Origin of the sequence: Pseudomonas sp. BN417 (genome assembly GCF_029871205.1) — a bacterium.
Classification (GTDB): Bacteria; Pseudomonadota; Gammaproteobacteria; order Pseudomonadales; family Pseudomonadaceae; genus Metapseudomonas.
The window spans coordinates 1-23,542 of record NZ_SSOJ01000059.1 but is presented as its reverse complement, the minus strand read 5'-3'; the positions used below and the strand labels follow the sequence as shown (position 1 = coordinate 23,542).

The 23,542-nt window shown below is 65.4% G+C and carries 17 protein-coding genes and 1 pseudogene; 3 read left to right on the top strand and 15 right to left on the bottom strand.

Features of this window, described 5'->3' with window-relative positions:
• Nucleotides 1-131: 131 nt before the first annotated feature.
• From E8F11_RS05745 to hutC, 3 genes are all read right to left on the bottom strand, one after another.
• On the bottom strand, nucleotides 132-1,133 hold the full coding sequence (locus tag E8F11_RS05745) for an ABC transporter substrate-binding protein (protein ID WP_280287844.1): 1,002 nt from the start codon (nucleotides 1,131-1,133) through the stop codon (nucleotides 132-134).
• Between the two features lie 213 nt (nucleotides 1,134-1,346).
• On the bottom strand, nucleotides 1,347-1,934 hold the full coding sequence (locus E8F11_RS05740; protein WP_280287843.1) for a HutD family protein: 588 nt from the start codon (nucleotides 1,932-1,934) through the stop codon (nucleotides 1,347-1,349).
• On the bottom strand, nucleotides 1,931-2,683 hold the full coding sequence (hutC, locus tag E8F11_RS05735) for a histidine utilization repressor (RefSeq protein WP_280287842.1): 753 nt from the start codon (nucleotides 2,681-2,683) through the stop codon (nucleotides 1,931-1,933). The genes E8F11_RS05740 and hutC overlap by 4 nt, the downstream gene beginning before the upstream one ends.
• A gap of 193 nt (nucleotides 2,684-2,876) precedes the next feature.
• On the opposite strand from hutC, the gene E8F11_RS05730 reads away from it, so the two are divergent.
• Nucleotides 2,877-4,241 (top strand): formimidoylglutamate deiminase, encoded by a 1,365-nt coding sequence (locus tag E8F11_RS05730; protein ID WP_280287841.1) that lies wholly within the window; start codon nucleotides 2,877-2,879, stop codon nucleotides 4,239-4,241.
• Nucleotides 4,242-4,355: 114 nt separating this feature from the next.
• Here E8F11_RS05730 and bamE read toward each other — a convergent pair whose 3' ends face one another.
• The 6 genes from bamE to E8F11_RS05700 form a co-directional block, all read right to left on the bottom strand.
• Nucleotides 4,356-4,610, bottom strand: a complete 255-nt coding sequence (gene bamE / locus E8F11_RS05725) for an outer membrane protein assembly factor BamE (protein ID WP_280287840.1) — start codon at nucleotides 4,608-4,610, stop codon at nucleotides 4,356-4,358.
• 67 nt (nucleotides 4,611-4,677) lie between these two features.
• Nucleotides 4,678-5,277 (bottom strand): DUF924 family protein, encoded by a 600-nt coding sequence (locus E8F11_RS05720; RefSeq protein WP_280287839.1) that lies wholly within the window; start codon nucleotides 5,275-5,277, stop codon nucleotides 4,678-4,680.
• 3 nt (nucleotides 5,278-5,280) lie between these two features.
• The gene (locus tag E8F11_RS05715) at nucleotides 5,281-6,291 is read right to left on the bottom strand and encodes a class 1 fructose-bisphosphatase (protein ID WP_280287838.1); all 1,011 of its coding nucleotides are present in this window, start codon (nucleotides 6,289-6,291) and stop codon (nucleotides 5,281-5,283) included.
• A 154-nt stretch (nucleotides 6,292-6,445) separates the two neighbouring features.
• The gene (locus tag E8F11_RS05710) at nucleotides 6,446-8,095 is read right to left on the bottom strand and encodes a histidine kinase N-terminal 7TM domain-containing protein (RefSeq protein ID WP_280287837.1); all 1,650 of its coding nucleotides are present in this window, start codon (nucleotides 8,093-8,095) and stop codon (nucleotides 6,446-6,448) included.
• Nucleotides 8,096-8,270: 175 nt separating this feature from the next.
• Nucleotides 8,271-9,653, bottom strand: coding sequence for a DUF3999 domain-containing protein (locus E8F11_RS05705; RefSeq protein ID WP_280287835.1), 1,383 nt, complete (start codon nucleotides 9,651-9,653; stop codon nucleotides 8,271-8,273).
• The gene (locus E8F11_RS05700; protein ID WP_280287834.1) at nucleotides 9,650-13,246 is read right to left on the bottom strand and encodes a DUF2339 domain-containing protein; all 3,597 of its coding nucleotides are present in this window, start codon (nucleotides 13,244-13,246) and stop codon (nucleotides 9,650-9,652) included. The genes E8F11_RS05705 and E8F11_RS05700 overlap by 4 nt, the downstream gene beginning before the upstream one ends.
• Before the next feature lie 263 nt (nucleotides 13,247-13,509).
• Here E8F11_RS05700 and E8F11_RS05695 point away from each other — a divergent pair, with 263 nt between their 5' ends.
• Entirely contained in the window at nucleotides 13,510-13,908 is a 399-nt protein-coding gene (locus E8F11_RS05695) for a YkgJ family cysteine cluster protein (RefSeq protein ID WP_280287833.1), read from the top strand.
• A gap of 129 nt (nucleotides 13,909-14,037) precedes the next feature.
• On the opposite strand, the gene E8F11_RS05690 is transcribed toward E8F11_RS05695, so the two are convergent.
• From E8F11_RS05690 to estP, 3 genes are all read right to left on the bottom strand, one after another.
• Nucleotides 14,038-14,952 (bottom strand): DUF808 domain-containing protein, encoded by a 915-nt coding sequence (locus E8F11_RS05690; RefSeq protein WP_280287832.1) that lies wholly within the window; start codon nucleotides 14,950-14,952, stop codon nucleotides 14,038-14,040.
• Between the two features lie 75 nt (nucleotides 14,953-15,027).
• Nucleotides 15,028-16,800: a phosphoethanolamine transferase CptA gene (gene cptA, locus E8F11_RS05685; RefSeq protein ID WP_280287831.1), complete on the bottom strand. Its 1,773-nt coding sequence runs from the start codon at nucleotides 16,798-16,800 to the stop codon at nucleotides 15,028-15,030.
• Nucleotides 16,801-16,972: 172 nt separating this feature from the next.
• A complete protein-coding gene (gene estP, locus E8F11_RS05680) occupies nucleotides 16,973-18,913 on the bottom strand; it encodes an esterase EstP (RefSeq protein WP_280287830.1) in 1,941 nt (646 codons plus the stop codon).
• Between the two features lie 388 nt (nucleotides 18,914-19,301).
• Here estP and E8F11_RS05675 point away from each other — a divergent pair.
• A protein-coding gene (locus E8F11_RS05675) for an IS3 family transposase (RefSeq protein WP_280287829.1) occupies nucleotides 19,302-20,521 on the top strand; the annotation gives its coding sequence in 2 pieces (ribosomal slippage) (nucleotides 19,302-19,647 and nucleotides 19,647-20,521; 1,221 coding nt in all).
• 66 nt (nucleotides 20,522-20,587) lie between these two features.
• Here the strand turns inward: E8F11_RS05675 and E8F11_RS05670 are convergent.
• The 3 genes and pseudogenes from E8F11_RS05670 to E8F11_RS05660 form a co-directional block, all read right to left on the bottom strand.
• On the bottom strand, nucleotides 20,588-21,337 hold the full coding sequence (locus E8F11_RS05670) for a hypothetical protein (RefSeq protein ID WP_280287828.1): 750 nt from the start codon (nucleotides 21,335-21,337) through the stop codon (nucleotides 20,588-20,590).
• Between the two features lie 1,075 nt (nucleotides 21,338-22,412).
• A pseudogene (locus E8F11_RS05665) lies at nucleotides 22,413-22,577 on the bottom strand (transposase); the annotation flags it as partial.
• Nucleotides 22,578-23,047: 470 nt separating this feature from the next.
• A partial coding sequence (locus tag E8F11_RS05660) for a transposase (RefSeq protein ID WP_280287827.1) occupies nucleotides 23,048-23,542 on the bottom strand: 495 nt, incomplete at its 5' end.

Below are 23,542 nucleotides of genomic sequence, written 5' to 3'. Positions count from 1 at the left end.
CGGCTCAAGGGCTGCAGCCGATTGAGATGTATAGACAAGTAAAGCAGAGAGGAGCCGGAAGACTGTTACCGCACGACGAAAACGCCCGATTTCGAAGCAGGCGCGCGCGGAAATGGGGCCTTAGGTAACAGTCATTGCAGTGACACGTCGATGCGCTGGGCCACTTCCGCCGGCACCCATTGCGACCAGATATCCCGATGCTGGCGATAGAAGGTCTCGGCCATCGGCGCGGCCTCGGCGTGCTCCTCGGCCATGCGGGCGAGGATGCCGTTGAACAGCGGCAGGGGAATCTCCAGCTTCTCGAAGGCCTGCACCAGCGGCGGAGCCTTCTCGCGCAGGTCACGGGAGACGCCGATGGCGATCTTCGCCGGCAGCGAGCGGGTACCGATGGGCTTGGGATTCTTCGGGTCGATCAGGGTCTCCCAGGCTTTCTGGTCGAAGGGCGGTTCCTCCAGCTGCACCAACTGGTAACGCCCCATCAGCGGCGTGGGCGACCAGTAGTAGAAGAGGATCGGCTGGCGCTGGCGGATCGCCGAGCTGATCGCCGCGTCCAGCGCCGGGCCGGTGCCGGTGCGGAAGTTCACGTAGCTGTCCTCCAGGCCGTAGGCCTTGAGCTTCTGGCTGTTGACCCCTTCGCAGGTCCAGCCGGTTGGGCAGTTGTAGAAACGCCCCTTCTTGCGGTCCTCGGGGTCCTTGAACAGCTCCTTGTAGCGCGGCAGGTCGCTCACCGAGCGCAGCCCAGCGGCAGGCGCGCCTTCGCCCTTGACCAGGTAGTCCGGCACCCACCAGCCCTCTGTGGCCCCCTTCACCGGCTCGCCCACAGCGAAGACTTCGCCCGCCGCCTCGGCCTTGCGCCACAGCTCGCTGCGCCCGGCCCACTGTTCGGCGATCACCTGGATATCGTTCTGCCGCAGGGCGTTTTCCATGGTCAGGGTGTTACCGGGGAGGACGTCGGTCTTGCAGCCGTAGCCCTTCTCCAGCAGGACGCGCAGCACCTCGGTGGTGAACATGCCGCTTTCCCAGTTCAGGCCGGCCAGTACCACGGGCTTCGGATAGGGGCACTCGGCGGCCTCGACCGAGGCCGGCAGGACCAGGGACAGGACGATGGCGGCAAGGACGCTGTGGCGGGGCATGGGCGGCTCCGGTGAGCATGGCGGGCGACAGGATTAGGTGTAGACCCTGTGGCACGATCACGCCTGCCGGAGCGCAGGTGAGTGGCTTTCTGTGGGGGCGAATTCATTCGCGAAGGGCAGCGCAGCTGCCCCTGCAAGTCCTGAACTGCAGGCCTGCGGCCTGCTTAGCGAATGAATTCGCCCCCACAAAAAAGCGGAGGCCCTGCAAAGGGATCAGCGCGGCGTCAGCTCGATCAGGCAGCAGGCCGCACCGGCGGCACTCAGCGTTACCTCGACAAGGCTGCCAGAGGCGTCCAGCTGCAGGCAATCATGCTGGCCCAGCACCTCGGAGCGCTGACCGTCACAGCTCAGGCTCACCCCGCCCTCGGCGGCGAACAGCAGCAGGGTATTGGCAGCGCTGAACAGCTTGAGCTCACCATCGACCCGCAGCCATTGCAGGCGGGCGGCATAGCGTTGCGGCGAATAGATGAGGTTGAAGTCGCGGATGGGGCCGTCGATCAGTTCGCACTGTACGGCACTGCCGCCATCGAAGGCGAAGGCGTCCAGGGCAGTGAGGTCGCGGGATTGCCGGCCGTCCACCTCGAGGCGCATGCCGGCGCCTTCGAGCACCGTGATCACCCGCTGATAGCCGGTGAAGGCGGAGAAGCCGCCGGACTCGCCGACATCGGCAATCGACAGGCGCCAGCCGAAGCCGTCGAGACCGTCGCCTGCGTCACGGGCGATTTCCAGGGTGGAACCAGCGCCGTTCTTCCACGGCATGCGGGGATAGTCGGCGGCGCGCAGCAGGCGGTATTGACTCATGAACCAAAACGTCCTTCGAGGCGATAGCGGGAACCAGGATAGAGCAGGCGCGCACTGGTCACGGTGTTACGCCCGGACCAGGTGCGGCGGCGGATCAGCAGGCAGGGCTCGCCGCGCTCGATCTGCAGCAGCTTGCACTCCTCGGCGTCGGCGAGGATGGCCTCGACCACATGCTCGCCCTCGGTCAGTGGCGCTACCTGGGACAGGTAGGCGTAAGGCGTCATGCGGGTGAAGTCCTGCTTCAGGTAGTCGGGGGCGACCGCCGGATTCACGAAGCGGTCCTCGATCTGCACCGGCACGTCGTTCTCGTAATGCACGATGCGCGAGTGGAATACCCGCTGGCCTTCACGCAGGTCCAACGCCAGGGCGCGCTCCGGACCGGCCACTTCATCTACCAGGCTGACCACCACGCAATGGTGGCGATGGCCGCGCTGGGCGATCTCCTCGGCGATGTTGTGCACTTCGAACAGCGCCGACTGGCCCTTGGGCTCGGCGACGAAGGTACCGACGCCCTGCATGCGCACCAGCAGGCCTTCAGCGGTCAGCTCGCGCAGGGCGCGGTTGATGGTCATGCGGCTGAAGCCCAGTTCGTTGACCAGCTCGCTCTCGGACGGCACGCGGTAGTGCGGCGGCCAGGCGCCGCTCTGGATCTGCTGGCTGATCATCTGCTTGACGCGGGCATAGAGCGGCGCGGGCGTCTCCCCCATGCGGGCGGCCAGCGAGGAAGGCGCGTTGGGCGTACTGGACACGGGTATCTCCTTGTCGGCGTAAGGGCAGGACCATGCGCTGGACCTGGCGGCATCCGAAACCTGGTTCCCGCTTCCGGCATGTACCGGATTCGACAACTCCAGACAAGTGCGCGACTGACGGTGAGTTTACGTTACCCGCAAACGTCTGTATATGTATATACAAATAAAACCACCCATCCCGGGGCCCCTCACCATGTCCGCATTCTTTGCCGAACGCGCCCTTCTGCCGCAAGGCTGGGCTCGCAATGTCCGCTTCGAAGTCTCCTCCAACGGCCTGATCGAGCAGGTCCAGGCCGATGCCGGCGCAGATGGCGCCGAACGCCTCCAGGGCCCGGTGCTGGCCGGCATGCCGAACCTGCACTCCCATGCCTTCCAGCGTGCCATGGCGGGACTGGCGGAGGTGGCGGGCAACCCCAACGACAGCTTCTGGACCTGGCGCGAGCTGATGTACCGCCTGGTGGGCCGGCTCTCGCCGGAGCAGGTGGAAATCATTGCCCGGCAGCTCTATATCGAGATGCTCAAGGCCGGCTACACCAGCGTCGCCGAGTTCCACTACGTGCACCATGACGCCGACGGCCGCCGCTATGCCGACCCGGCCGAGCTGTCGCTACGGGTCAGCCAGGCGGCGCGCGAGGCCGGCATCGGCCTGACCCTGCTGCCGGTGCTCTACAGCCATGCCGGCTTTGGCGGCCAGGCGCCCAACGAGGGGCAGCGGCGCTTCATCCACAGCACCGACAGCTACCTGGCCCTGCAGGAGCGCCTGCGCGGCGAGATCGCCCGCCAGCCCAACCAGCAGCTGGGGCTGTGCTTCCACTCCCTGCGCGCGGTGACGCCCGAGCAGTTGGCCACGGTACTGGCGACGGAGAGCGGCAGCCGGCCCATCCATATCCATATCGCCGAGCAGCAGAAGGAAGTCGACGACTGCCTCGCCTGGAGCGGACGCCGCCCGCTGCAATGGCTCTACGAACACGCGCCGGTGGACGAACGCTGGTGCCTGGTGCACGCCACCCACGCCGAAGCCGACGAAGTGACGGCCATGGCCGCGAGCCGTGCCGTGGCCGGACTCTGCCTGACCACCGAGGCCAACCTGGGCGATGGCATCTTCCCGGCGGTGGATTTCCTCGCCCGGGGCGGGCGCCTGGGCATTGGCTCGGACAGCCATGTCTCGGTGAGCGTGGTGGAAGAGCTGCGCTGGCTGGAGTACGGCCAGCGCCTGCGCGACCAGCGCCGCAACCGCCTCTACCGCGCCGACCAGCCGCAGGTCGGCCGCACCCTGTTCGACGCCGCCCTGGCCGGCGGCGCCCAGGCCCTGGGCCAGCCGGTGGGCGCGCTGGAAGTGGGCAAGCGCGCCGATTGGCTGGTGCTGGATGGCAACGATCCTTATCTCGCCACCGCCGAAGGCGACGCCCTGCTCAACCGCTGGCTGTTCGCCGGCGGCGACCGCCAGGTGCGCGATGTGATGGTGGCCGGCAACTGGGTGGTGCGCGATGGACGGCACGGGGCCGAGGTGGAGACCGCGAAGGCCTTTGCCGGGGTGTTGAGAGAGGTGCTCGGTTGAGGCCAACCCCGCGCCGTTCATGGGAGCCGGGCGGGTATGGCCTCGGATTTCATCGGGGCATCGGCGCAGGATGAGCGAGGCGCAATCGTTCCACATCCTGCGCCGCAAGGCGCTTTACTTGAGCCCCTTGCCGGAGAACATCAGCACCTTGTCGCCCGCGTACTGCACGCTGACGAAGGCCTTCTCGTCGCCCCAGGTGCAACTGGTGAAGCCGACGGCGCCGGAGCATTCGGTCGGATTGCCGAGCAGCATTTCGACCTCGGCCTTGGTCATGCCGGACTTGAGCTTGGAATAGTTCTCCTGGTTGAGCTTGTTGCAGGCGGCAAGCACCAGGCAGCAGGACAAGAGGGCGAGGGTACGCAGAGACATGGAGCGCTCCTTGGCGGATGGGATGCGACCAGCATGGCATAGCGGTCGCGAAGGTGCCCATTTGAACCTAGAAGCGTGAACCGGGTTCCAGCAGGAAGGCGGATTCTTCGGCGCTGCAGGCGCGGCCGAGAACGGCATTGCGATGGGGGAAGCGGCCGAAGCGGGCGATCACTACCCGGTGGCGCTCGGAGAAGTCGAGAAAGCCCTCGAACAGCTCGCGTTCGCTGGCGGCGGCGCCATCCAGCAGCAGGCGATAGCGGTATAGCGCGCGCTCCTGGCTGGCCAGGTCCTCGGCGTGCTCCAGCACCAGGCAGATGAACACCTGGCGGATCGGCGCGAGCCCCCGCTCCAGGCCACGGGCCAGACCCTCGGCCACCAGCGCCTGGGCGCGGGCATCGCCGGCAAAGCTACGCGGACTGTCGCGGAAGATCATGCGCGGCAACTGGTCCAGCAGCAGGACCAGCGCCAGCCAGCCGTCCGGCTGCTCGGCCCAATCACCGAGCCCGCCGGCCAGGGCCTGCTCCACCAGGTCGCCGAAGCGCTCACGGGCTTCGGCGTCCTGGCTGTCCTTCTTGCCGAACCACAGCCTCTGGCGCGCCGCGGCGACCTGAGTGGCGGAGGCCTCGAGGCCGAACCACCAGTCGAGCAGCGGCTGCCAAGGCTGCACGGGTTACTCCTGGTGGTAACCGGTGACGCGGGCAACTTCTTCCTTGGAACCGAGGAAGACCGGCACGCGCTGGTGCAAGGAAGTCGGCTGGATGTCGAGGATGCGCTGACGGCCATCGGTGGAGGCGCCGCCGGCCTGCTCGATGATGAAGGACATCGGATTGGCCTCGTACATCAGGCGCAGCTTGCCGGGCTTCTCCGGCTCACGGGCGTCCCAGGGGTACATGAAGACACCGCCACGGGTGAGGATGCGGTGCACGTCGGCCACCATGGAGGCGATCCAGCGCATGTTGTAGTTCTTGCCCAGGGGGCCTTCCTTGCCTTCCAGCATCTCGCCGACATAGCGCTTCACCGGGGCTTCCCAATGACGCTGGTTGGACATGTTGATGGCGAACTCGGCGGTGCTTTCCGGCACACGGATGTTGTCATGGGTGAGCACGAAGCTGCCCAGCTCGCGGTCCAGGGTGAAACCCTTCACGCCATCGCCCAGGGTCAGCAGCAGCATGGTCTGCGGGCCGTAGATGGCGTAGCCGGCGGCCACCTGCTTGGCGCCCGGCTGCAGGAAAGCCTGCTCGCTGAGGCTGTCGTTCTGCGACAGGTACTGCTCGGGGCAACGCAATACCGAGAAGATGGTGCCCACCGACACGTTGACGTCGATGTTGGACGAGCCGTCCAGCGGGTCGAACACCAGCAGGTAGGCGCCTTTCGGGTACTTGCCGGGAATCTGGTAGGCGTTGTCCATTTCCTCGGACGCCATGCCGGCCAGGTGGCCGCCCCACTCGTTGGCTTCCAGCAGGATTTCGTTGGACATCACGTCCAGCTTCTTCTGCACTTCGCCCTGCACGTTCTCGGTGCCCATGCTGCCGAGCACACCGCCCAGCGCGCCCTTGGACACCGCATGGCTGATCTCCTTGCACGCGCGCGCGACGACCTCGATGAGGAAGCGCAGATCGGCAGGGGTGTTGTGGCTTCGGGTCTGCTCGATCAGGTAGCGACTCAGGGTAACGCGGGACATGGAATGGCTCCGGGGAGTGGAAAAATGCGCGCAGTTTAGCGCGAGTCGGTTCGCAATGCCTCTCAGCGGGATGGAAGGCGCCAAAATGGCCGCCGTTTCTGCCTGCGAGGGCTGAGAAATAATCTGACGCCGGGGGCAAGCACAGGTTCAGTCGTCAGTCGGGTGTGGATTCGATCAGCCGGCGCACCTGGTTGCGACCATTGCGCTTGGCCTCGTAGAGCGCGGCGTCCGCCACCTGCATCAACTCGTCGAGGGTCTGGCCCTGGTCCGGCCAGACCGCCAGGCCGGCCGACAGGGTAACCGACAACCGCCCCACGCGAGTGAGCTGGGGCTGGCCGGCCAGCGCCTGGCAGAGGCTGTGCAACCGGGCGAACGACTCCTCGCCCGTGGCGCCCGGCAGCAACAGCAGGAACTCCTCGCCACCGATGCGAAACACCGCGTCGCTGCCGCGCAGGTTACCGGTGAGCTGGATGGCCACGGCGCGCAGCACATCGTCACCGGCCAGGTGGCCATGATGGTCGTTGAGCTGCTTGAAGTGGTCCAGGTCGATCAGCGCCAGGGCGATGGGCGCGCGCTCGCGCTGACTGCGCGCCATCTCGCGGGCGAACAGCTCAGCCAGGTGCCGGCGGTTGTACAGGCCGGTCAGCGGGTCGCGCAGGGCCTGCTCCTGCAACTGCTCGTGCAGGCGAGTGATGGTGCGCAGGCGCTCTTCGCTGGTGGCCAGGGCCTCGGCCAGCTTGAGCTCGCTGCAATGACGCTCGGTGACATCGCGCAGGTAGAGCATCTGCCCGAGGACGAAGGTGCCGCCACGGGTGACCCGCTCGATATCGCGGGAGCGCACCTCGAAATAGCGCGACGAACCGGCCGGGGTCAGCAGCATTTCCTGCTCGCCCGCCGCCAGCATCGCCTCCAGTTCGGCGCCATACACCGGCCAGCCCGCCAGCACCTTGCCCTGCCAGCCACCGGACTGCCCGGCCAGCACCAGGGCGGCGGGGTTGGCGTCGATCACCCGGCGCCTGGGATCGACCACCAGCACCGGGTCGGGCAGCTCCTCCAGCAGGAGGTGGCGTGCCACGGGCAGCAGGTCGAACAAGCGCACGCCGAGGATCAGCCAGGCGAACGCCACCAGGGTGAAGGCGAAGCTGAAGGGCGTGGGGTCGAAGCCGAACAGGGTCCAGCCGTAGACCACGTAGCTGAGGTTGGCGCCCCAGGGCACGCAGGTGACCAGCACGAAGGCCAGGTAATGACGACGGTGCAAGCCGTGACTGGCCAGGGCGGCGCGGGTCACCAGCGCCAGGCAGAACACCATGAAGACATAGACGTAGAGGGCCACGGCATCGAAGAGCGGGCCGTGGTCATAGCGGATCGCCGCGCCGGGCGTGCCATCCACCGGCAAGGTGCCGGGGCCGTAGAACAGCTGGTGCCAGGGGTTGCTCAGGGCCAGGCCGGACGCCACCAGCGGGCCGATGCCCAGCAGCAGGAATCCGCGCAGGCTGAGGGGTTCGCGGATGCTGTTGACGTACTGCCAGAGAAACACGGCCCAGAGGGTCGGCACGCCGATGATGCCCGGCCAGGCCATGCTGGCCCAGAACACCTTGCACTGCGGCACCTGCGCCGCCAGCTCCAGGCCGGCGGCCGCCAACCACCAGATGATGCCCAGGTGCAGGACGATGAAGCTCTCGCGCCCGGGGAAATGCCGCTGACGGCTGACCCAGCGCGCCATGAGCACCACGCCCACGGCCACCAGCAGGGTCAGCAGCACCGGACCGTTCAGGCTCCAGCCGCCGGCCAGGCAAGCCTTCACCGCCATTCCCCGGAAATGGCGAGAAAACAGGCGAGAGCTATCGAGTGAGGCTGTTCGAGGCTGGGCACTGGCCGTCCTGACCTGAGGTTGGGACCGCCCACGGCGGCCCGGAAAATGACCGGGCAAAGATACAGCAAAACGCCATCGTCGCCGCGGCGGCTCCGCTCCAGGGGCCTCAGGAGCGAGCCGCCGGCCGCCGCAGCAGACTGAAGGCCATGGCGCCCAGCAGGCCGACGCCCAGCAGCAGCACTGCCCAGAGGCCGACGCGCTTCCAGACGACCTGCCGGGCGCTTTCGTGCTCCGTCGGTCGCAGCCCTGTCTGGGGCGGAATCGCCACCGCCTCGGCGTGGCCCATCTTCGCCAGGCTGGCGCTGTCGAAACCCGGCACCAGGGTCGCCAGGGGCAGCTCCTCGCGGCGGGCCTCGAGATTGCCCAGGGCCAGGGTGAAGGGCGGGGTGCCGCGGGAGAGGAAGACCACCTGGGTGGCGTGCATGCCCACCTCCAGGCGCGGCACCTGCTGGCCGAAACCGCCGGCGCGCTGGTCGACGCTCAGGCGCAATTGCTTGACCGCCATCCAGCCCGGCAGATCGAGTTCCTCCCGGGCGACCTCCTTGCCCTCCTGGGGCAGCCGGTAGAGCAGGCCCGAAGCCAGCGGCTGCCACTGCGGCGCGCCGTCGCGGCGGGCCTCCACGCTCACCGGCAGCAGGCTCCCCGGCCGCTCGACGGCGATGCGCAGGCGTTCGATCGGAAGCCCCAGGGGCAAGTCCCAGAGGTACTGCCCGTCCTTGGCGCTGATCGGCTCCAGCGGCGCCGACCAGGCCATGGCAGCCGGCAGGCTTTCACGGCTGGCGCTCACCACCTTCACCGCCGACAGCTCGGGGGCCCGCTGCGGGCTCAGCCAGAGCAGGCGCAAGTAACGCGCGGGGCGGCCCGGCAGGCTTACCTCGCGCTGGTCGATCCGCTGGTCGGCGAAGGACAGCCGGGCCACCTGGCCGTCGCCCCAGGACTCCCAGCGCTGCAGGTCGTCACTGGCTTCGACGCTGAAGTGCTGGAAGCCGTCGTCGGCGCTCCAGTCCAGGGTCAGCTTCTCCAGCGGCGCCTGCACGGCACTGGCGTCCAGCAGCCAGCCGCGCAGTTGCTCACCGGCCGCTGCCGGGCTTTCCGGCACCACCTGCACCAGGGTACCGGTGGTGCTGCGCTCCACCCGCACGCTGGGCAGGGCGGCGGTGCCTTCGGCCGGGCCGCGCAGCGGAAACGCGCGCAACACGTGCTCATGGCGGGCGCGGCGCTCGCTGGCGGCACTGCGGGTCAGGGCATAGGCCAGGGCCTCCCCCTCGGCATTGAACACCCGCAGGTCGCGCAGGTCGGCGTGGCGCGCGGCGAAGTGCAGGGCCATGGGCAGGTCCATGCGGTACCAGGGACCCTCGCCTTCCAGGCGCAACTCGACTCGGGTGGAAAAATCATCCGGCTGCTCGGCGGCGAGCAGCGGTTGGCAAAGCAGCCCCAGGCCGACCAGCAGGGCCAGGCCGGGGCGGCGCAGGTGAGACCAGTCGATCATGCGTTGACTCGCTCTTGTTCAGGTTCCGCGCGCCTGGGCGGCAGGGGCGCGAAGTAGCCGACGACCAGCAGCAGGACGCCGACGCCGATGAAAGACACGATGCGCTCCAGGCCACCGCGATTGCCCAGTTCGACAAAGAACAGCTTGGCCACCACCAGCGCGATCAGCGCGGCGCCCACCAGCCAGAACTCGCGCCGGGCACGCAGGTGACCGCCAACCATCAGGCCGAGGGCGATACTGGTCCAGACGATGGACAGTCCCGCCTGCACCAGCATGGAGTCCAGCTGCGCCGCAAGCGTGTAAGGCACCCCGCCCCAGTGGTGGGCACTGCGGAACACGGTGGCTGTGGCCAGGGCGAACAGCGAGACGCCCGCCACGCCCTGGGGCAGCCAGTTCGGCAGCGCCACCGGGCCGAACTGCGGCAGGCAGTCGCGCAGCCAGAGGCAGACGCCGAGCAGGGCGAACAGCAGGCCCAGCTCCAGGGGGTTGAGCAACGGCAGGTAGGGCAACGGTTCGGCGGCGCCATCGCTCCAGGCATTGGCGATCCAGAACCAGGCGAGCATCAGCACAGCCAGCGGCAGGGAAGCCCAGAGGCGGTACTCCCGCGGGTAGGCGGCCACCGGCCAGGGCAACTGCGGCCGCAAGGCCACCAGCAGCAGCCAGGCGCTCGGCAGCAGCGCCCAGCCCAGCCAGCGCCAGGCGTTGTACTGCTCGGAAAGCAGCATCAGCAGGTAACGCAGCTCCAGCGCCAGCACCCCGAGCAGCAGCCAGCAGCCCAGCACATGGGCAGCGCTGCGGGCGCCCGCGGGCAGCAACCCGTCGAGCCGGCGCAGGGCCAGCAGGTGCACGGCGAACAGCGCGCCCCAGCCGGCCCAGCCGAAGTCCGCCGCCGGGTGGTACTGCGGCTGCCAGGCCTGGGCCAGGGCCACAAAACCAGCCGGCGCCAGCAGCAGGCAGAGCAACGCCAGCGCCCGCCATTGCTCGCGCCGGGCCAACCAGGTGGCGAAGGCGACACTGGCGGCGGCCAGCAGCAGGGCCAACGACACCTGCAACTCGGGGGCGGCGAAGCGGCCGAGCTCCGTCAGCCAGGTCAGCGCCCACCAGCCGGCGCTCCAGGCCAGCAACAGCTGCGCCAGATGGCCGAGGCTGAGGCTGCCCATGTCCGTTTCGCTGCGGTCCGCCCGCTGCAGGCGCCAGGCACCGACGAAGGCTGCCAGGGCCAGCACCGCCGGCGTCCAGAACCCGGCATGGGCCAGCGGACGCAGGCCGTCGCCACTCAGCTCGCCCAGCAGCAACGGGCTCACCGCCAGGAAGCTGAAGCCGGCCAGCAATTGCAGGAACAGGCCGAAGTAGAAACCGGCGCGTTGCTGCAAGTGCAAGCTGAGCCAGAGGATCAACAGGCCGCTGCCACCCCAGACCGCGCTGGCGGTACGCCAGGGCAGCACGAAGAGCACCGCCAGGTTGACGAAGGCCAGGCCCGCCAGCAGCACCAGCGACAGGCTGCGCAGCAGCCGGGCATCACTGCGCACCAGCGGGTCGCGGGCGGCCAGCAGCATGCCGGCGATCAGTGCCAGTCCGATCAGCGAGGCCACCAGCAGGCCACGCCAGCCGGGCACGCCGCCGCTGCCGAGGCCCGATCCGTCCAGGTCGAGCAGGAAGATCGCGCCGCCGAGCAGCTGCACGGCGAAGGCGCTGAACAGGAAGGTGCGCGATTGCAGGCGCAACCCCGCGAAGAGGGTCGCCAGGCCGGCCAGGGCCCAGGCGATGGCCGTGCCCTCGACGGCAAAGACCAGCGGCGCCATCAGGTAGAGGAACGCCAGCCCGGCGCAGGCCAGCACCGGCAGGCCCCGGTGCTCCAGGTCGGTGGCGGCCTCAACGGGCGCCAGGCGCAGTTGCCGGAAGCTGAACAGCAGCGCTGCGCCCAGCATCAGCGCGCCCAGGGGTGAGCCGTCCAGCAGGGTCTCGGTTCCCACGTCCAACCCACCGAGGAAAGCCAGAGCAGCACCGAACTGCAGCAGCAAGGCGAAGGCCCGCGCCAGCGGGCGGCCCTGGCGCAGGCCCAGCCAGTAGATGCCGGCGCCTTCCACCGCCCAGGCCGCGGAAGTCCAGCGGGCGTCCAGCCCCAGCGGGATGGCGAGGCTGCCGAAGACCACGCCCAGGGCCAGGCAGGTTTCCACCAGCAGCAGGGCACGGCCGGCCGTGCGCCCCGCCAGGGTGCGCGCCAGCAACAGGTAGAACAGGCCCAGGGCCAGGGCGCTGAAGGCGGCGCCGAACTCGATATGGCGGATCAGGGCCAGCTGCAGGCCAAAGCCGATGATCGGTGGGCCGAACAGCACGGTGCCGTCCACCGTATCGGCCTGGCGCGCCGACCAGCGCAGCAGCTCGTCGCGCTCGGCGGGCGCATCGGCGGCCTCCAGCAGCTTGCGCCGGGCGAACAGCAGGCCGATGCCCACGTACATCAGGAAGAACAGCACCAGGAAGGGCTCGGTGCTGGCGAACAGCTCGGGACGATAGGAGCGCAGGCCCCAGGCGAAGCCAATGCCGAAGGTGCCGACGAAGCCGATCAGGTTGAGCAGGCGCCAGGCCTTGAACCAGGCGATGGCGAAGATGCCGGCGTTGAGCAGGGCAAAGTAGCTGAACAGCGCCACATGGTTGCCGCTGCCGCTGGAAGTGAGGATGGGCGCGGCGAAACCGCCCAGGGCCACGGCGGCGGCCAGGCCCAGGGCGTCCTGGGCCACGGCCAGGATGGCGGAGAACAGGGTCACGACCACCAGCAGACCGAAGGCCATTTCCGGCTCCAGCAAGGGGTGCAGGCGCATGGCGGCGAATACCGTCAGGTAGAGCACGGCGATACCGGCACCTTGGAGCATCAGGCCGTAGTTGGGATTGCGCCGGCGCAGCCACCAGCCGAGGACGAGCAGGACGACGGCCGCCAGGGCCACGCCGGCATAGCGCAACTCGATGGGCACCACCATGCCCTCGGTGGCATAGCGCAGGAGGAAGGCCAGGCCGAGGAACAGCAGGACGACGCCGATGCGCAGCACGGTGTTGCCGCCGAACAGCCAGTTGCGGGCGGCGGCGAAACCGCGTTCGAGCAGGGAGGGTTCGCGCGGTTTGGGCGGTTTGGGCGGCGCCGCTGGCGCCTGGCGCGCAGTGCCGGGGCGGGCTTCACGGCCCCAGGCATCGGCGGCGACCGGCTCCGGCCTGCGCTCGGGGGGCGGCGTCTGGACGGCGGCCGGCTCCTCCAGCACCTCGGGTGGCAGCTCCCAAACCAGTTCGGCTTCCTGTTCAGGTGCAGCCTCTGCCACTGGCGCTGGTGCCTCGGCGACCGGGGGCGGCGCTTTTTCAGTCGCCTGCGCCCTGCCCTGTTCCACCTTGAGCAGACGCTCGTGGATGGCCTGTGTGCCCTTGTCGAAACGGGCGGCGAAGCCGTCGAGCGCCTTGCGCAGCTCGGCGTTCTCCCGGGCCAGCCCCTGCAGACGGATGGCCTGGCCAAGCCCCAGGCCCATCAGGCCACCGAGCAGGGCGCCGACGACGCTTTCATCTATCCCGGCCCCGAAGGCCAGGCCAACCAGCATGAAAATCCATTGCATGCAGCGTTATCCCGGATGATTGAGCACTTGGGCCGCATCCATCGCAGCCACGATCGGCCAGAAGCTACAGGAGCCAGGCACCGGCCCAATAGAGACGAACGCCAACTGGCCCACAGACACAGAAACTTCCTACAGCTCAGCACGGGATTGGTAAAAATGCGGCAAGACAAAGGGAAATTTCGTGCTTCCCGGCGGGAAACTGTTCACTTTTTCACCGACATCGCTATGATGCCCGCCCTCATCCCCTACCCTGCTCGCCGACCATGAAGACCATGATGATCGTCGGTGCCGACCTCGACCGGACGGACACCTGGATCAAATACGAAAAGACCATGTGCCACGCCTGCGTCTCCAGTTGCTGCACGATGCCGGTCGAAGTGCGTCTGAGCGACCTGATCCGCCTGGAGCTGGTGGCCGAGTTCGAACGCGGCGAGCCGCCGAAGAACATCGCCAAGCGCCTGATGAAGGACGGGGTGGTGGAACGCTTCAACCAGAAGTCCGGAATCTTCACCCTGACCCGCATGGGCAACAACGACTGCTACTTCCTCGACCGCAAGAGCCGTCTCTGCACCGTCTACGACAAGCGCCCGGAAACCTGCCGCAACCACCCGAAGATCGGCCCGCGCCCCGGCTACTGCGCGTTCAAGCCCATCGGCCGCTAAGCCCTATCAAGCGATGTGCAAAACGGTGGGCCGACCATCGAGCCAGATGGCCCAGCCCGTGACCCGCAGGATGGGTCGGGCGGCGTTCCGCGAGCGGAGCGATACCCATGCGGATACCGCCCTCCAGACTCAGCCCCTGACGGCAGAAATCACCTTTTTCACCAGACTCACCCCCGCCAGCGCCAGCGCGCCGGAAAGGACACCCACCAGGCCGTCGATCAGGATCTGCACCAGCCAGGCGAAACCGCCGGAAGCGGCCAGGACAGGCTCCAGCAGGTGATGGGCCGGCGGAATGCCGTGGAGGATGATGCTGCCGCCCACCAGGAACATGGCTGCGGTGCCCAGCACCGACAGGCCCTTCATCATCCAGGGCGCGGCGGCGAGGATGCCGCGACCGATGGCCTGGGCCGCCGCACTGGTCCGGCGAACGAGGTAGAAGCCCAGGTCGTCCAGTTTGACGATGCCCGCCACCAGGCCGTACACGCCCACCGTCATGATCAGTGCGATGCCGGCCAGCACCGCCACCTGCTTGCCGAAGGCGGCATCGGCGACCGTGCCCAGGGTGATCACGATGATCTCGGCGGAAAGGATGAAGTCGGTGCGAATCGCCCCCTTGATCTTGCCCTTCTCCATGGCCACCAGGTCCACCGCCGGATTGGCCACGGCCTCCGTCAGCGCCGCATGGTGCTGCTCGTCTTCCTCAGCGCTGTGCAGCCACTTGTGCGCCAGCTTCTCGAAGCCCTCGAAGCAGAGGAAGGCGCCACCGAGCATCAGCAGCGGGATCACCGCCCAGGGCGCGAAGGCGCTGATCAGCAACGCCGCCGGCACCAGGATGGCCTTGTTCACCATCGAACCCTTGGCCACGGCCCAGACCACCGGCAGCTCGCGCTCGGCACTCACGCCGCTGACCTGCTGGGCGTTCAGCGCCAGGTCATCGCCCAGCACGCCGGCGGTCTTCTTCGCGGCGACTTTGGTCATTACCGAGACGTCATCGAGCAGCGTGGCGATGTCGTCGATCAGGGTCAGCAGGCTGGCTCCGGCCATGGTGGGTCCTTGCAGAGGGGATTCGGGGCGCTGCGGTTCAGCGCAGGCGCACTACAGACAAAAACGCCCCGCCGGTCAACCCGGCGGCGCTTTTCTGCCGACAGGTTCGCGCTCCCCGCTGACCACTTCCAGGTCGGCGCCCTTGGGCTTGGGCTTGATCAGGCTGAAGTCGATCAGCGCCTTGGGCTGGTAGGGATCACCGATCAACCGCGGGCGCGGCTGGAAAGCGGCATTGACCAGGCTGCGGCTGGGGTCGAAGTCGTCGAAGCGGATACCGGCCAGGTCCGCCCAGGTGTGGATGAAACTGGAACTGCTGTAGGGCCTGCCGAGACTCGCGCCCAGCTCCTGCGGATGCTCGTCGCGCCACTGCGGCGAGCGCCAAAGCATGAAGGGGATGGTGTACATGGGCGCGGTGGGCGCCGCTTCGTTGCGCCCCAGAACCTCGGGCTGCTCCGGGTCGAATACCGCCTCGCCATGGTCCGAGAGGTAGAGCAGGAAGCCGTTGGCGCGGCTGTCGGAGAAGCGCTCGATCAGGCTGGACACCACGTGGTCGTTGAACAGCACGGCGTTGTCGTAGCTGTTGTAGGTGGGCAACTGGTCGTCGGTGACGTTGGCCGGCACGCCCTGGCGGTCGGTGAAGCGCTCGTAGGCCGGCGGGTAGCGGTACTGGTAGCTCATGTGGGTGCCCAGCAGGTGCACCACGATGAACTTGCGCGGTGCCGGGTCGGCCAGCACCTTCTCGAACGGCGGCAGCACGTCGTCATCGTACTGGCGGGCGTTCTGGTTGCGGTTGTTGTTCAGGTAGAACTGCTCGTCCGCCTGCTTGGAGAAGGTGGTGAGCATGGTGTTGCGCTTGGTCAGGGTCTGCTGGTTGGTGATCCAGTAGGTCTTGTAGCCCGCCTGCTTCATCATGTTCAGCAACGACGGCTTGGTCAGGTAGAGGTCCGGGTTCTTCTCGTCGGCGAAGGTCAGCACCTGCTGCAGCGCCTCTATGGTGTAGGGGCGCGGGGTGATGACGTTGTCGAACACGTCCAGCTGGTCGCGGATGCGGTCGAGGTTCGGTGTGGTCTGGCGCGGGTAGCCGTAGAGGCTCATGCGCTGACGGTTGGTGGATTCGCCGATCACCAGCACCAGGGTCGCCGGCAAGCCGGCGTTGGCGTCCTTGAGGTTGGCCAGCGGCGCGATGCGCGCATTGCCCTGCAGCAGGTCATCCATTTCCGCCAGTTGCTGGCGGTACTGCCTGTAACCCACCAGCAGTTGCCAGGGCACGGCCGGCTCCATGCGCCTCTCGAAGCTGTCGCGGGCGGCCTCGAAGGTCTCGTTGCCCAGGCCCTGCTTCACCGCCGGATAGCCCACCAGCGCCGCCAGCAGCGCCAGGCTCGCCACCAGCGCCCTGCGGCGAGGCAGGTAGACCGGGCGCAGGCGGGTCCAGAGCAGCACGGCGCCCAGGGCATAGCCGAGGAAAGCCGGGACCATCCACCAGGCGAAGTACTGGGTCAGGTACTCGGAGCCTTCGGCCACGTTCGACTCGAACATGATGAAAATGACGCTCTGGGAGAATTCCTGGCCGTAGACCAGGAAGTAGCCGAAGGCCGGCAGCGACGCCAACCAGAGCAGCAGGCCGAGCCCGCCGGCGATGCCGCGCGTGCGCTGCGGGAAGAGCAGCACGGGGATCAGCCACAGGCCGCTGAGCAGGAAGGCCTGGCGGAATCCGGCGAAACCGCTCGTGCCGGTGACCTGGATCAGCAGTTGGGTGACGCCCGAGAAATACCAGAAGAACAGGAAGAGCCAGCCAAGCCCGGCCCAGTCGAACGGCCGGTCCTCGGCCTTGTGTACATCAGAATTCATAAACATCCGCCCTAGTCGAGCCATGACCAGTCGAGTTGATGGAAAGGCAGGGACTATGACTGCGAAATCGTGAAGAGTTCGTCAAACATCAGCTGAATGGGCTGGAGCAGGCGGCCTTGCCAGGGCCGAGGGTGGGAAGCCGGCCGGCGGAACACGCCGCCGGCCGGGTCGATCAGAAGTCCAGGCTCAATGCCAGGCTGACACCCTGCTGGGTGTCGTCCTCGCCCTTGCGCCAGCTGTAGCCGCCGCGCAGCGAGAGATCCGGCGCCAGCTGCTGGCTGAAGCCGAGGCTGACCCGGTCCAGGTGGTCCTGCGGGGTGAAACCCTCGAGGGTGAAGCGGTTGCCGGGCAGGCTGTTGAGGGCAAGGGTCAAGTCCTGGTTATCGTCCTCGTATTCACGCTCGTGGGCGTACTCGGCAAATACCTGGGTATCGGCGCCGAACGCGTACTTGCCCTGGAGGCCGGCGCCCAGGCGCCTGGAGTCGCGCTTCTGGTCGTCGTAATCGAGCGCGGTGGAGCTGGCGCCGTCCTCGGCATAGCCGTCGACCTCCACCCGCGCGTAATCGGCGCTGATGAAGGGCGACAGGTGCCAGGGGCTATCGGCCTGCTGGGCGATGTCGTAGCCCAGGCGCGCGCTGAATGCCCAGAGATGGCCATCGGTGTCGCCCTTCTCGCTGCGCGAACCGCCGCCCAGGGCGAACTTGCGCTTGAGGTCGTCATAGTCGAGGTAGCCGCCGGTCAGTGCCGCATCGGCCCACCAGCGGTTCTGCTGGTACTGCACGAAGGCGCTGGCCAGGTAGCTGTTCAATTGGTACTCGGAATCCTCGGCGCCGGCCTCCAGATCCTGCCGGAAGAAGCCCGCCGCGACGCCGGCACGCCAGGCATCGTCGATCCGGTAGCTGCCGCCGAGGGTGAGGTTGTATCCATTGCCGTCGCCGCTGGCGGCGCTGTCCTGGGAATCGAAGTCCAGGTGCTGGCCACCGCCGGCGACGAAAGCGCGCCACTGGCCAACGCCCTGCCAGCGCTCCCAGTCCGCCTGCCACTGGTTGCGCAGCTCGTCCTGGTAGGCACGCAGGGTGCCATGGGCCATTTCCGGCAGCAGGGTCACTTCCCAGGGCGCCGCCAGCAGGGAATAGGCGTAATCGGCGATCAGCCGCTGGCCGGCGATGGTCGGGTGCACGCTGTCATTGAACAGCAGACGGGTCGGGTCCGGCGTGGTGCCGTTGAGCCCGAAGGTGGGGTTCATGATGCAGCCGTTGCCGCTGAAGCAGGTGCCGACCAGATTCTGGTCGCTGGCCAGGCCATAGGCGCTGGGGTTGGCCAGGGTTTCCCCGACCAGCAGGGGAATGTTCAGCGGGATGATATTGGCGGGCACCTGGCTCAGCTGCGCGGTCAGCGTGGCATTGAAGGAGGCACTGAGCTGGCTGGCGAAGGATTGCTGCACAGTGCCGAAGGTGGCCGGGGTCAGACCCAGGTCAGGCAACAGCCAGACCATGATGTAGCGGGCGCCGGCCTGCTGCAGGGCCTCCACGCTGTCGACCAGGCGCCCCGCCGCCTGCTGCGCCTGGAGCTGGTTGAGGATGCGCCCCTGGAGGAAGTCGTTGCCACCGCCGGTGAGGTAATAGAGCGCATTTGGGTCGGCGCCCAGGCCCTGGCTGGCGCGATCCACCAGGTAGCCGTCACGGCTGCGCAGGGTGATGCCGCCGTTGGCGACCACCGAGCCACTCGGCGCGGTGATCGAGTCGAAGATCTGGTCGGTGCGGTAACCGCCGACCGCCCAGTTGTTGCCGTCCGCGATGCCCAGCCGGGCATTGACCGGCGAAGTGGACACCGCCAGCTCCCCGGGGGCGATGCCGAGCTGGCCACCCAGCAGCGTCGGCGTGACCGGGCCGAAGATTTCGCCACTGCCGTTCTGGAAGGTCGGACCGACCCGGTTGGTAAAGCGCATGGTGCTGCCGGCCGGGCCGCCCGGATCCGGGAACTGCCCGGCATCGCTGAGGCTGTCGCCGAACACCACAATGGTCGAGTAGGGAGCGGGTGCCGCCTGAACTGCAGTGGACAAGGTGGCCAGCAGGCAGGCTGCCACGAGTGGCTTGAGCGCCATTCCGGTCATTGTGCTTACTCCGTGAGTATTCTTATTGTCAGGGCGGCACGACAGTACCAATGAGCATCCGTCACGCCCAAGCCCCGTTCCAAGTGCCCCACTTCAGCGGAACAGCATAGACGGCAAGCCCGGTCCGCGGACGGAAGCCCGGCGTAGGGTGAAAATCCACGAAGTGGATTTCCACCGCGGGGAGAAAAGGTCCCCTTTTCCTCGAGAGGACCGCGCGAAAAGGGGACCATCCCGCCTATATCAACATTCAGGGCAAGACCCAGGGCAACATCACCCCAGGGCGCGCTCACCTCCGACTGAGACAAAAAGGAACCCTTTTGAACGAGCCCCTTGAAGCACAGGACACCGTTTCCCCCTTACCATAAGGGATAGGCAAACGACTGTGTTTATGACTACCAGCAAAGACAAATCGATCGAAGTTCTCGGCCAGGAGCGGCGGCGCCGCTGGAGCGTCGAGGAAAAATTGGCCATGGTGCGCGAGAGCCTGGAGCCGGGGCAAAGCGTCTCGGTGGTGGCCCGGCGTAACGGCATCAATGCCAACCAGTTGTTTCACTGGCGCAAGCTCTATCAGGACGGCAGCCTGTCGGCGGTCAGTGCCGGTGAGGCGGTGGTGCCAGCCTCCGAGTTGGCCGATGCGCTGAAGCAGATTCGTGAGCTGCAACGGATGCTGGGCAAGAAAACCATGGAGGCCGAGATCCTCAAGGAAGCGGTGGAGATCGCCCGCTCGCGAAAATGGCTTGCGCACTCACCCTTGTTGCCGGGGGACGACCAGTGAAGGTGGTCAGTGAAAGTCTCGGTGTAGCGCGCTCGCAATTGACGGCTCGACTCAAGCAACCGTCGGGCGAAAAGCGAATCCGCCGGCGAACGTTCAACGATGCGGCACTGGTCGAACGGATCCAGCAGGCGATCGGCGAGTTGCCCAGCTATGGCTATCGTCGGGTCTGGGGCCTGTTGCGGCGGCAGTATGAGCAGCAGGCCCTGCCACCGATCAATGTGAAACGGGTTTACCGCGTCATGCGTGACCACGACCTGCTGCTGGAGCGGCGGCGTAAGCAACCTGGCGTCGCGCGACGCCACGAAGGTCGGGTGGCCGTGGCGACGAGCAACAGCCGCTGGTGTTCGGATGGCTTCGAATTTCGCTGTGAAGATGGCGACAAGCTGCGGGTGACCTTCGCCCTGGACTGCTGCGACCGCGAGGCCATCAGCTGGGTGGCCAGCCCAAACGGCTACAGCGGCGACGATGTCCGCGACGTGATGTTGCAGGCCATCGAGCAGCGCTTCGGTGAAGAACCGCCTGCGTCGCCGGTGCAATGGCTGAGCGATAACGGCTCGGCCTATACCGCCGAACAGACCCGTGTCTTTGCCCGGCAGATAGGCCTGCAGCCGTTGACGACCCCGGTCTGCAGTCCACAGAGCAATGGCATGGCAGAAAGCTTCGTGAAGACCATGAAGCGCGACTACATCGGCCACATGCCCAAACCTGACCGAGCGACGGCCCTGCGCAATCTGGCCATCGCCTTCGAGCATTACAACGAGGAACATCCGCACAGCGCCCTGAACTACCGATCGCCACGGGAGTTCAGGCGCCTGGCAACGACGTCAACTTAACGGGGTGCCGGTGTCCGGTTTGATAGGGGCGAGTCCACCTTTTCCTGTGAAGTCGCAACGAGATCCTTACTCCTCGCGCGACTGAGGCACACCGCGCCAACGCTCCCTCCGCAGCTTGTTCAGCAGGCTTAGACGTCGCGCCAGATATCGGGCACGCCAACGAAGGGGTTTCTCGATCGCCTCCACCAATTTCGACACTTCACTGACAAAGTCCACGTCATCGGTTTCGTCATGTAAGCGGACCAAGTACTTGTGCTCCGTCGCATTGCTATCGGCCAGCGGCAAGCCGGCCATCAGCCTGTAGAAACACCAGAAACTCTGGTTGCCAGTGAGTTCATGGTGCGAAATGAGCGTTTCCAGCATCTGCTGTGCACGGAGTCTGTCCTTGTCGGCGATCCGAATTGCGAATAGCTCGCCATAGTTCTTCAAGGTAAAGGCGCTGCGGCCGGCGCGCCCGTAAAAGCGAGTGCCCGTACCACCGAGAATTGCCTCGAATGCAGGCTCCGAGAAATAGACATCGCTATAGAGCACCAGAAGGTCACCTGACTGCCAGAGGGAAAAGGCGGCCAGCAAGCTGTGAGCCTTTGTGTCGCTATGCAATGGGCACCAGCCGATAGCAGGAAATCCGAGAAAGGCATCGCTCCTGGTTATCAGCCAGGGGAACTCGGAGCCTCCCTCCCTCAACAGCCGCAGAGTGCGGCCCAACAATGTCTCGCCGCGCACTTCGACTAATTGCTTGGGCATTTCGGCGAACTCCCAGCGCTCACACTTTTGGCCGCACTCCGCAGCCAGAATTACCACCGTAAGGTCCTGCACGGCTTTGCTCCTCTGATAACGAGACGCCCCTCTAAGCACAACTTCTTCCATCGGCTAAGTAGAACTGGAGAGTTCGCAACATGGCTGGTTAGAGGACAAATAGGAGACAGGACGAAAAGCTGCTCCGCGACCTGCCGATCCTGACATGTACATTCAACCACTACGTTGGAGCCTCCATTGTTTGGCGACGGACTTCGCTGAATTGCTTTGGCCCCAACTTCATTTCCTCGACGAATCGGATTGGCTAGTAAATTAGAGTAAGAAAAACAAATCCGTCCCCTTCTCCCTCACATGCCAACTCCAGCACGCCGGCGGTAAGCACGAGCAGAACGACGAAATGCGATTGAGCGGGTGCGCGCTGGGCGATTCCTTGCTACGGGCCGGTTACGGCAGGAGGCACCAATGAAAGCAATTGAGCGAGGGGCGGTATGCCGGCGCGCTCCGATTAGCGGGGCAGTAATTTCCGGATTGGATGTAGGAAAAAGGGGACACGAAAAAGGGGGACAGATATATTTCCCCTACTCTAACTTCGGTCGCCCTATTTCAGCTTGGAAGCGAGGGCTGCCAAGGACGTAGCTCCCATTTGTGGCACTGCGGATCTGCTCAACCATGTCGAGTTCCACTTGCATTTTAAACAAGCCCGCTTTTCTTTACTGTCAAAAAACATAACAACTACCAGGATATTTTGTCTCATATCGCCAAGACCTAACAACCCCATCAGCCGAAACATAAAGAGAATAACTACAGCCAGCAACCCAGGTTATATAATATCTCTCACCCCCACCCTCACCAATTATTTTGTCAACCTTCTTATCAGGATTAATTGGAGACCAATAAGAATTACCACAGCCCTTCTCACAACTCTCATAAATATTTGACTCAAACCTTGTCCCAATGAACATATTCAGCCCATCAACCCACTGACGATGAGATGGAGCACACCCAACCAGCGACAAATAAAAAATCGTTGCGCAAACACTATCTATTCGCACTTTCCCTCTCCGCCTCAATAAGTGAAGAAAAGGGGACATATTTATTTTCCCCACTCTAATTTCGGTCGTCCCTGCTTGCGCCGTTAAATCCGTACGCCCGCAATACGTTCAACCTCATCTACGAAGCGGTTACTCCCCGTCAGTTGGCCGCGTTGAATGGCCTCGCGAATCAGGCTCAGTTCCTCAGCGGGCACTGCTTGCCTTGCGAACTCGGCATACCGGCGGCACCGTTCTTCATCCGTAGCACCCTGGATTTGCTTAAACTAGATTGATCCTCCCGACAGATCGGATCAGGTCGGATCGGCTAGAAAATTAGAGTAGGAAAAATAAATCTGTCCCCTTTTCGGGCGGGCCATTTTAAATCAAGCCGCTCTTTTAACAGATCGGATCGACTAGAAATTATAATAGAGAAAATAAATCCTCCGTTTTCGTGCGCCCCATGCCCTCTTACTTCTTTTTACTCTCTGCGTCTGGATCCACCCAAAGCGTAGTCTGTAGAAAAAATACCCAAAAAATGTCCCTATTGGAAAGCCAAACATCATTATTGCTCCCAACAACTCGGAAGCTTTTCTTGAAATTTCTATCTTCCTCTGACTGCCGACTGCTAGGGCTACGTGGAGCAAAGAAACAATTAATAGAATAGAACCTCTATAGAACACATTAGGAAAAAGGGGACGGAAAAAGGGGACGACGGAAAAAGGGGACAGATTTATTTTCCCTACTCTAATTTCGGTTGCCCCTGCTTGCGCCGTTCAATCCGTACGCCCGCAATACGCTCAACCTCATCCACGAAGTGGTTGTTCCCCGTCAGTTGGCCGCGTTGAATGGCCTCTCGAATCAGGTTCAGTTCCTCTGCGGGCACTGCTTGCCTGACGAACTCGGCATACCGGCGGCGCCGTGCGTTATCCGTAGCGCCGAGCGCGTTGAAACACGGGTCGTCGTCCAACCAGCTCTGCTCAGGTGCGCTCCCAACACGCAGGGCATAACTGGACCAGAGATAATCCGATGCCTCAGCCACCATGCACGCCCGCACCGGGTTCAGTTCGATGTAACGACTGCAGGCCAGCAAGTAGGCATCGGACTGCACGATGCTCGACTTGAAGCGGCTTTCCCACAAAGTGCCGGAACGGCCTTCCAAACGATTGCGGTAGCGCGTTGCGCGGGCCGCCAAGGTCTTCATCAACTGGCTGAGCCCTGCCAGCGAATCATCCGG

Bases quoted from the DNA above. Each gene is read 5' to 3' on its own strand.
- E8F11_RS05700 (WP_280287834.1), bottom strand. From the start codon at position 13,246: ATGCAATGGATTTTCATGCTGGTTGGCCTGGCCTTCGGGGCCGGGATA.
- E8F11_RS05690 (WP_280287832.1), bottom strand. From the start codon at position 14,952: ATGGCCGGAGCCAGCCTGCTGACCCTGATCGACGACATCGCCACGCTG.
- estP (WP_280287830.1), bottom strand. From the start codon at position 18,913: ATGACCGGAATGGCGCTCAAGCCACTCGTGGCAGCCTGCCTGCTGGCC.
- E8F11_RS05745 (WP_280287844.1), bottom strand. From the start codon at position 1,133: ATGCCCCGCCACAGCGTCCTTGCCGCCATCGTCCTGTCCCTGGTCCTG.
- E8F11_RS05730 (WP_280287841.1), top strand. From the start codon at position 2,877: ATGTCCGCATTCTTTGCCGAACGCGCCCTTCTGCCGCAAGGCTGGGCT.
- E8F11_RS05740 (WP_280287843.1), bottom strand. From the start codon at position 1,934: ATGAGTCAATACCGCCTGCTGCGCGCCGCCGACTATCCCCGCATGCCG.
- E8F11_RS05705 (WP_280287835.1), bottom strand. From the start codon at position 9,653: ATGATCGACTGGTCTCACCTGCGCCGCCCCGGCCTGGCCCTGCTGGTC.
- cptA (WP_280287831.1), bottom strand. From the start codon at position 16,800: ATGAATTCTGATGTACACAAGGCCGAGGACCGGCCGTTCGACTGGGCC.
- bamE (WP_280287840.1), bottom strand. From the start codon at position 4,610: ATGTCTCTGCGTACCCTCGCCCTCTTGTCCTGCTGCCTGGTGCTTGCC.
- E8F11_RS05695 (WP_280287833.1), top strand. From the start codon at position 13,510: ATGAAGACCATGATGATCGTCGGTGCCGACCTCGACCGGACGGACACC.
- E8F11_RS05715 (WP_280287838.1), bottom strand. From the start codon at position 6,291: ATGTCCCGCGTTACCCTGAGTCGCTACCTGATCGAGCAGACCCGAAGC.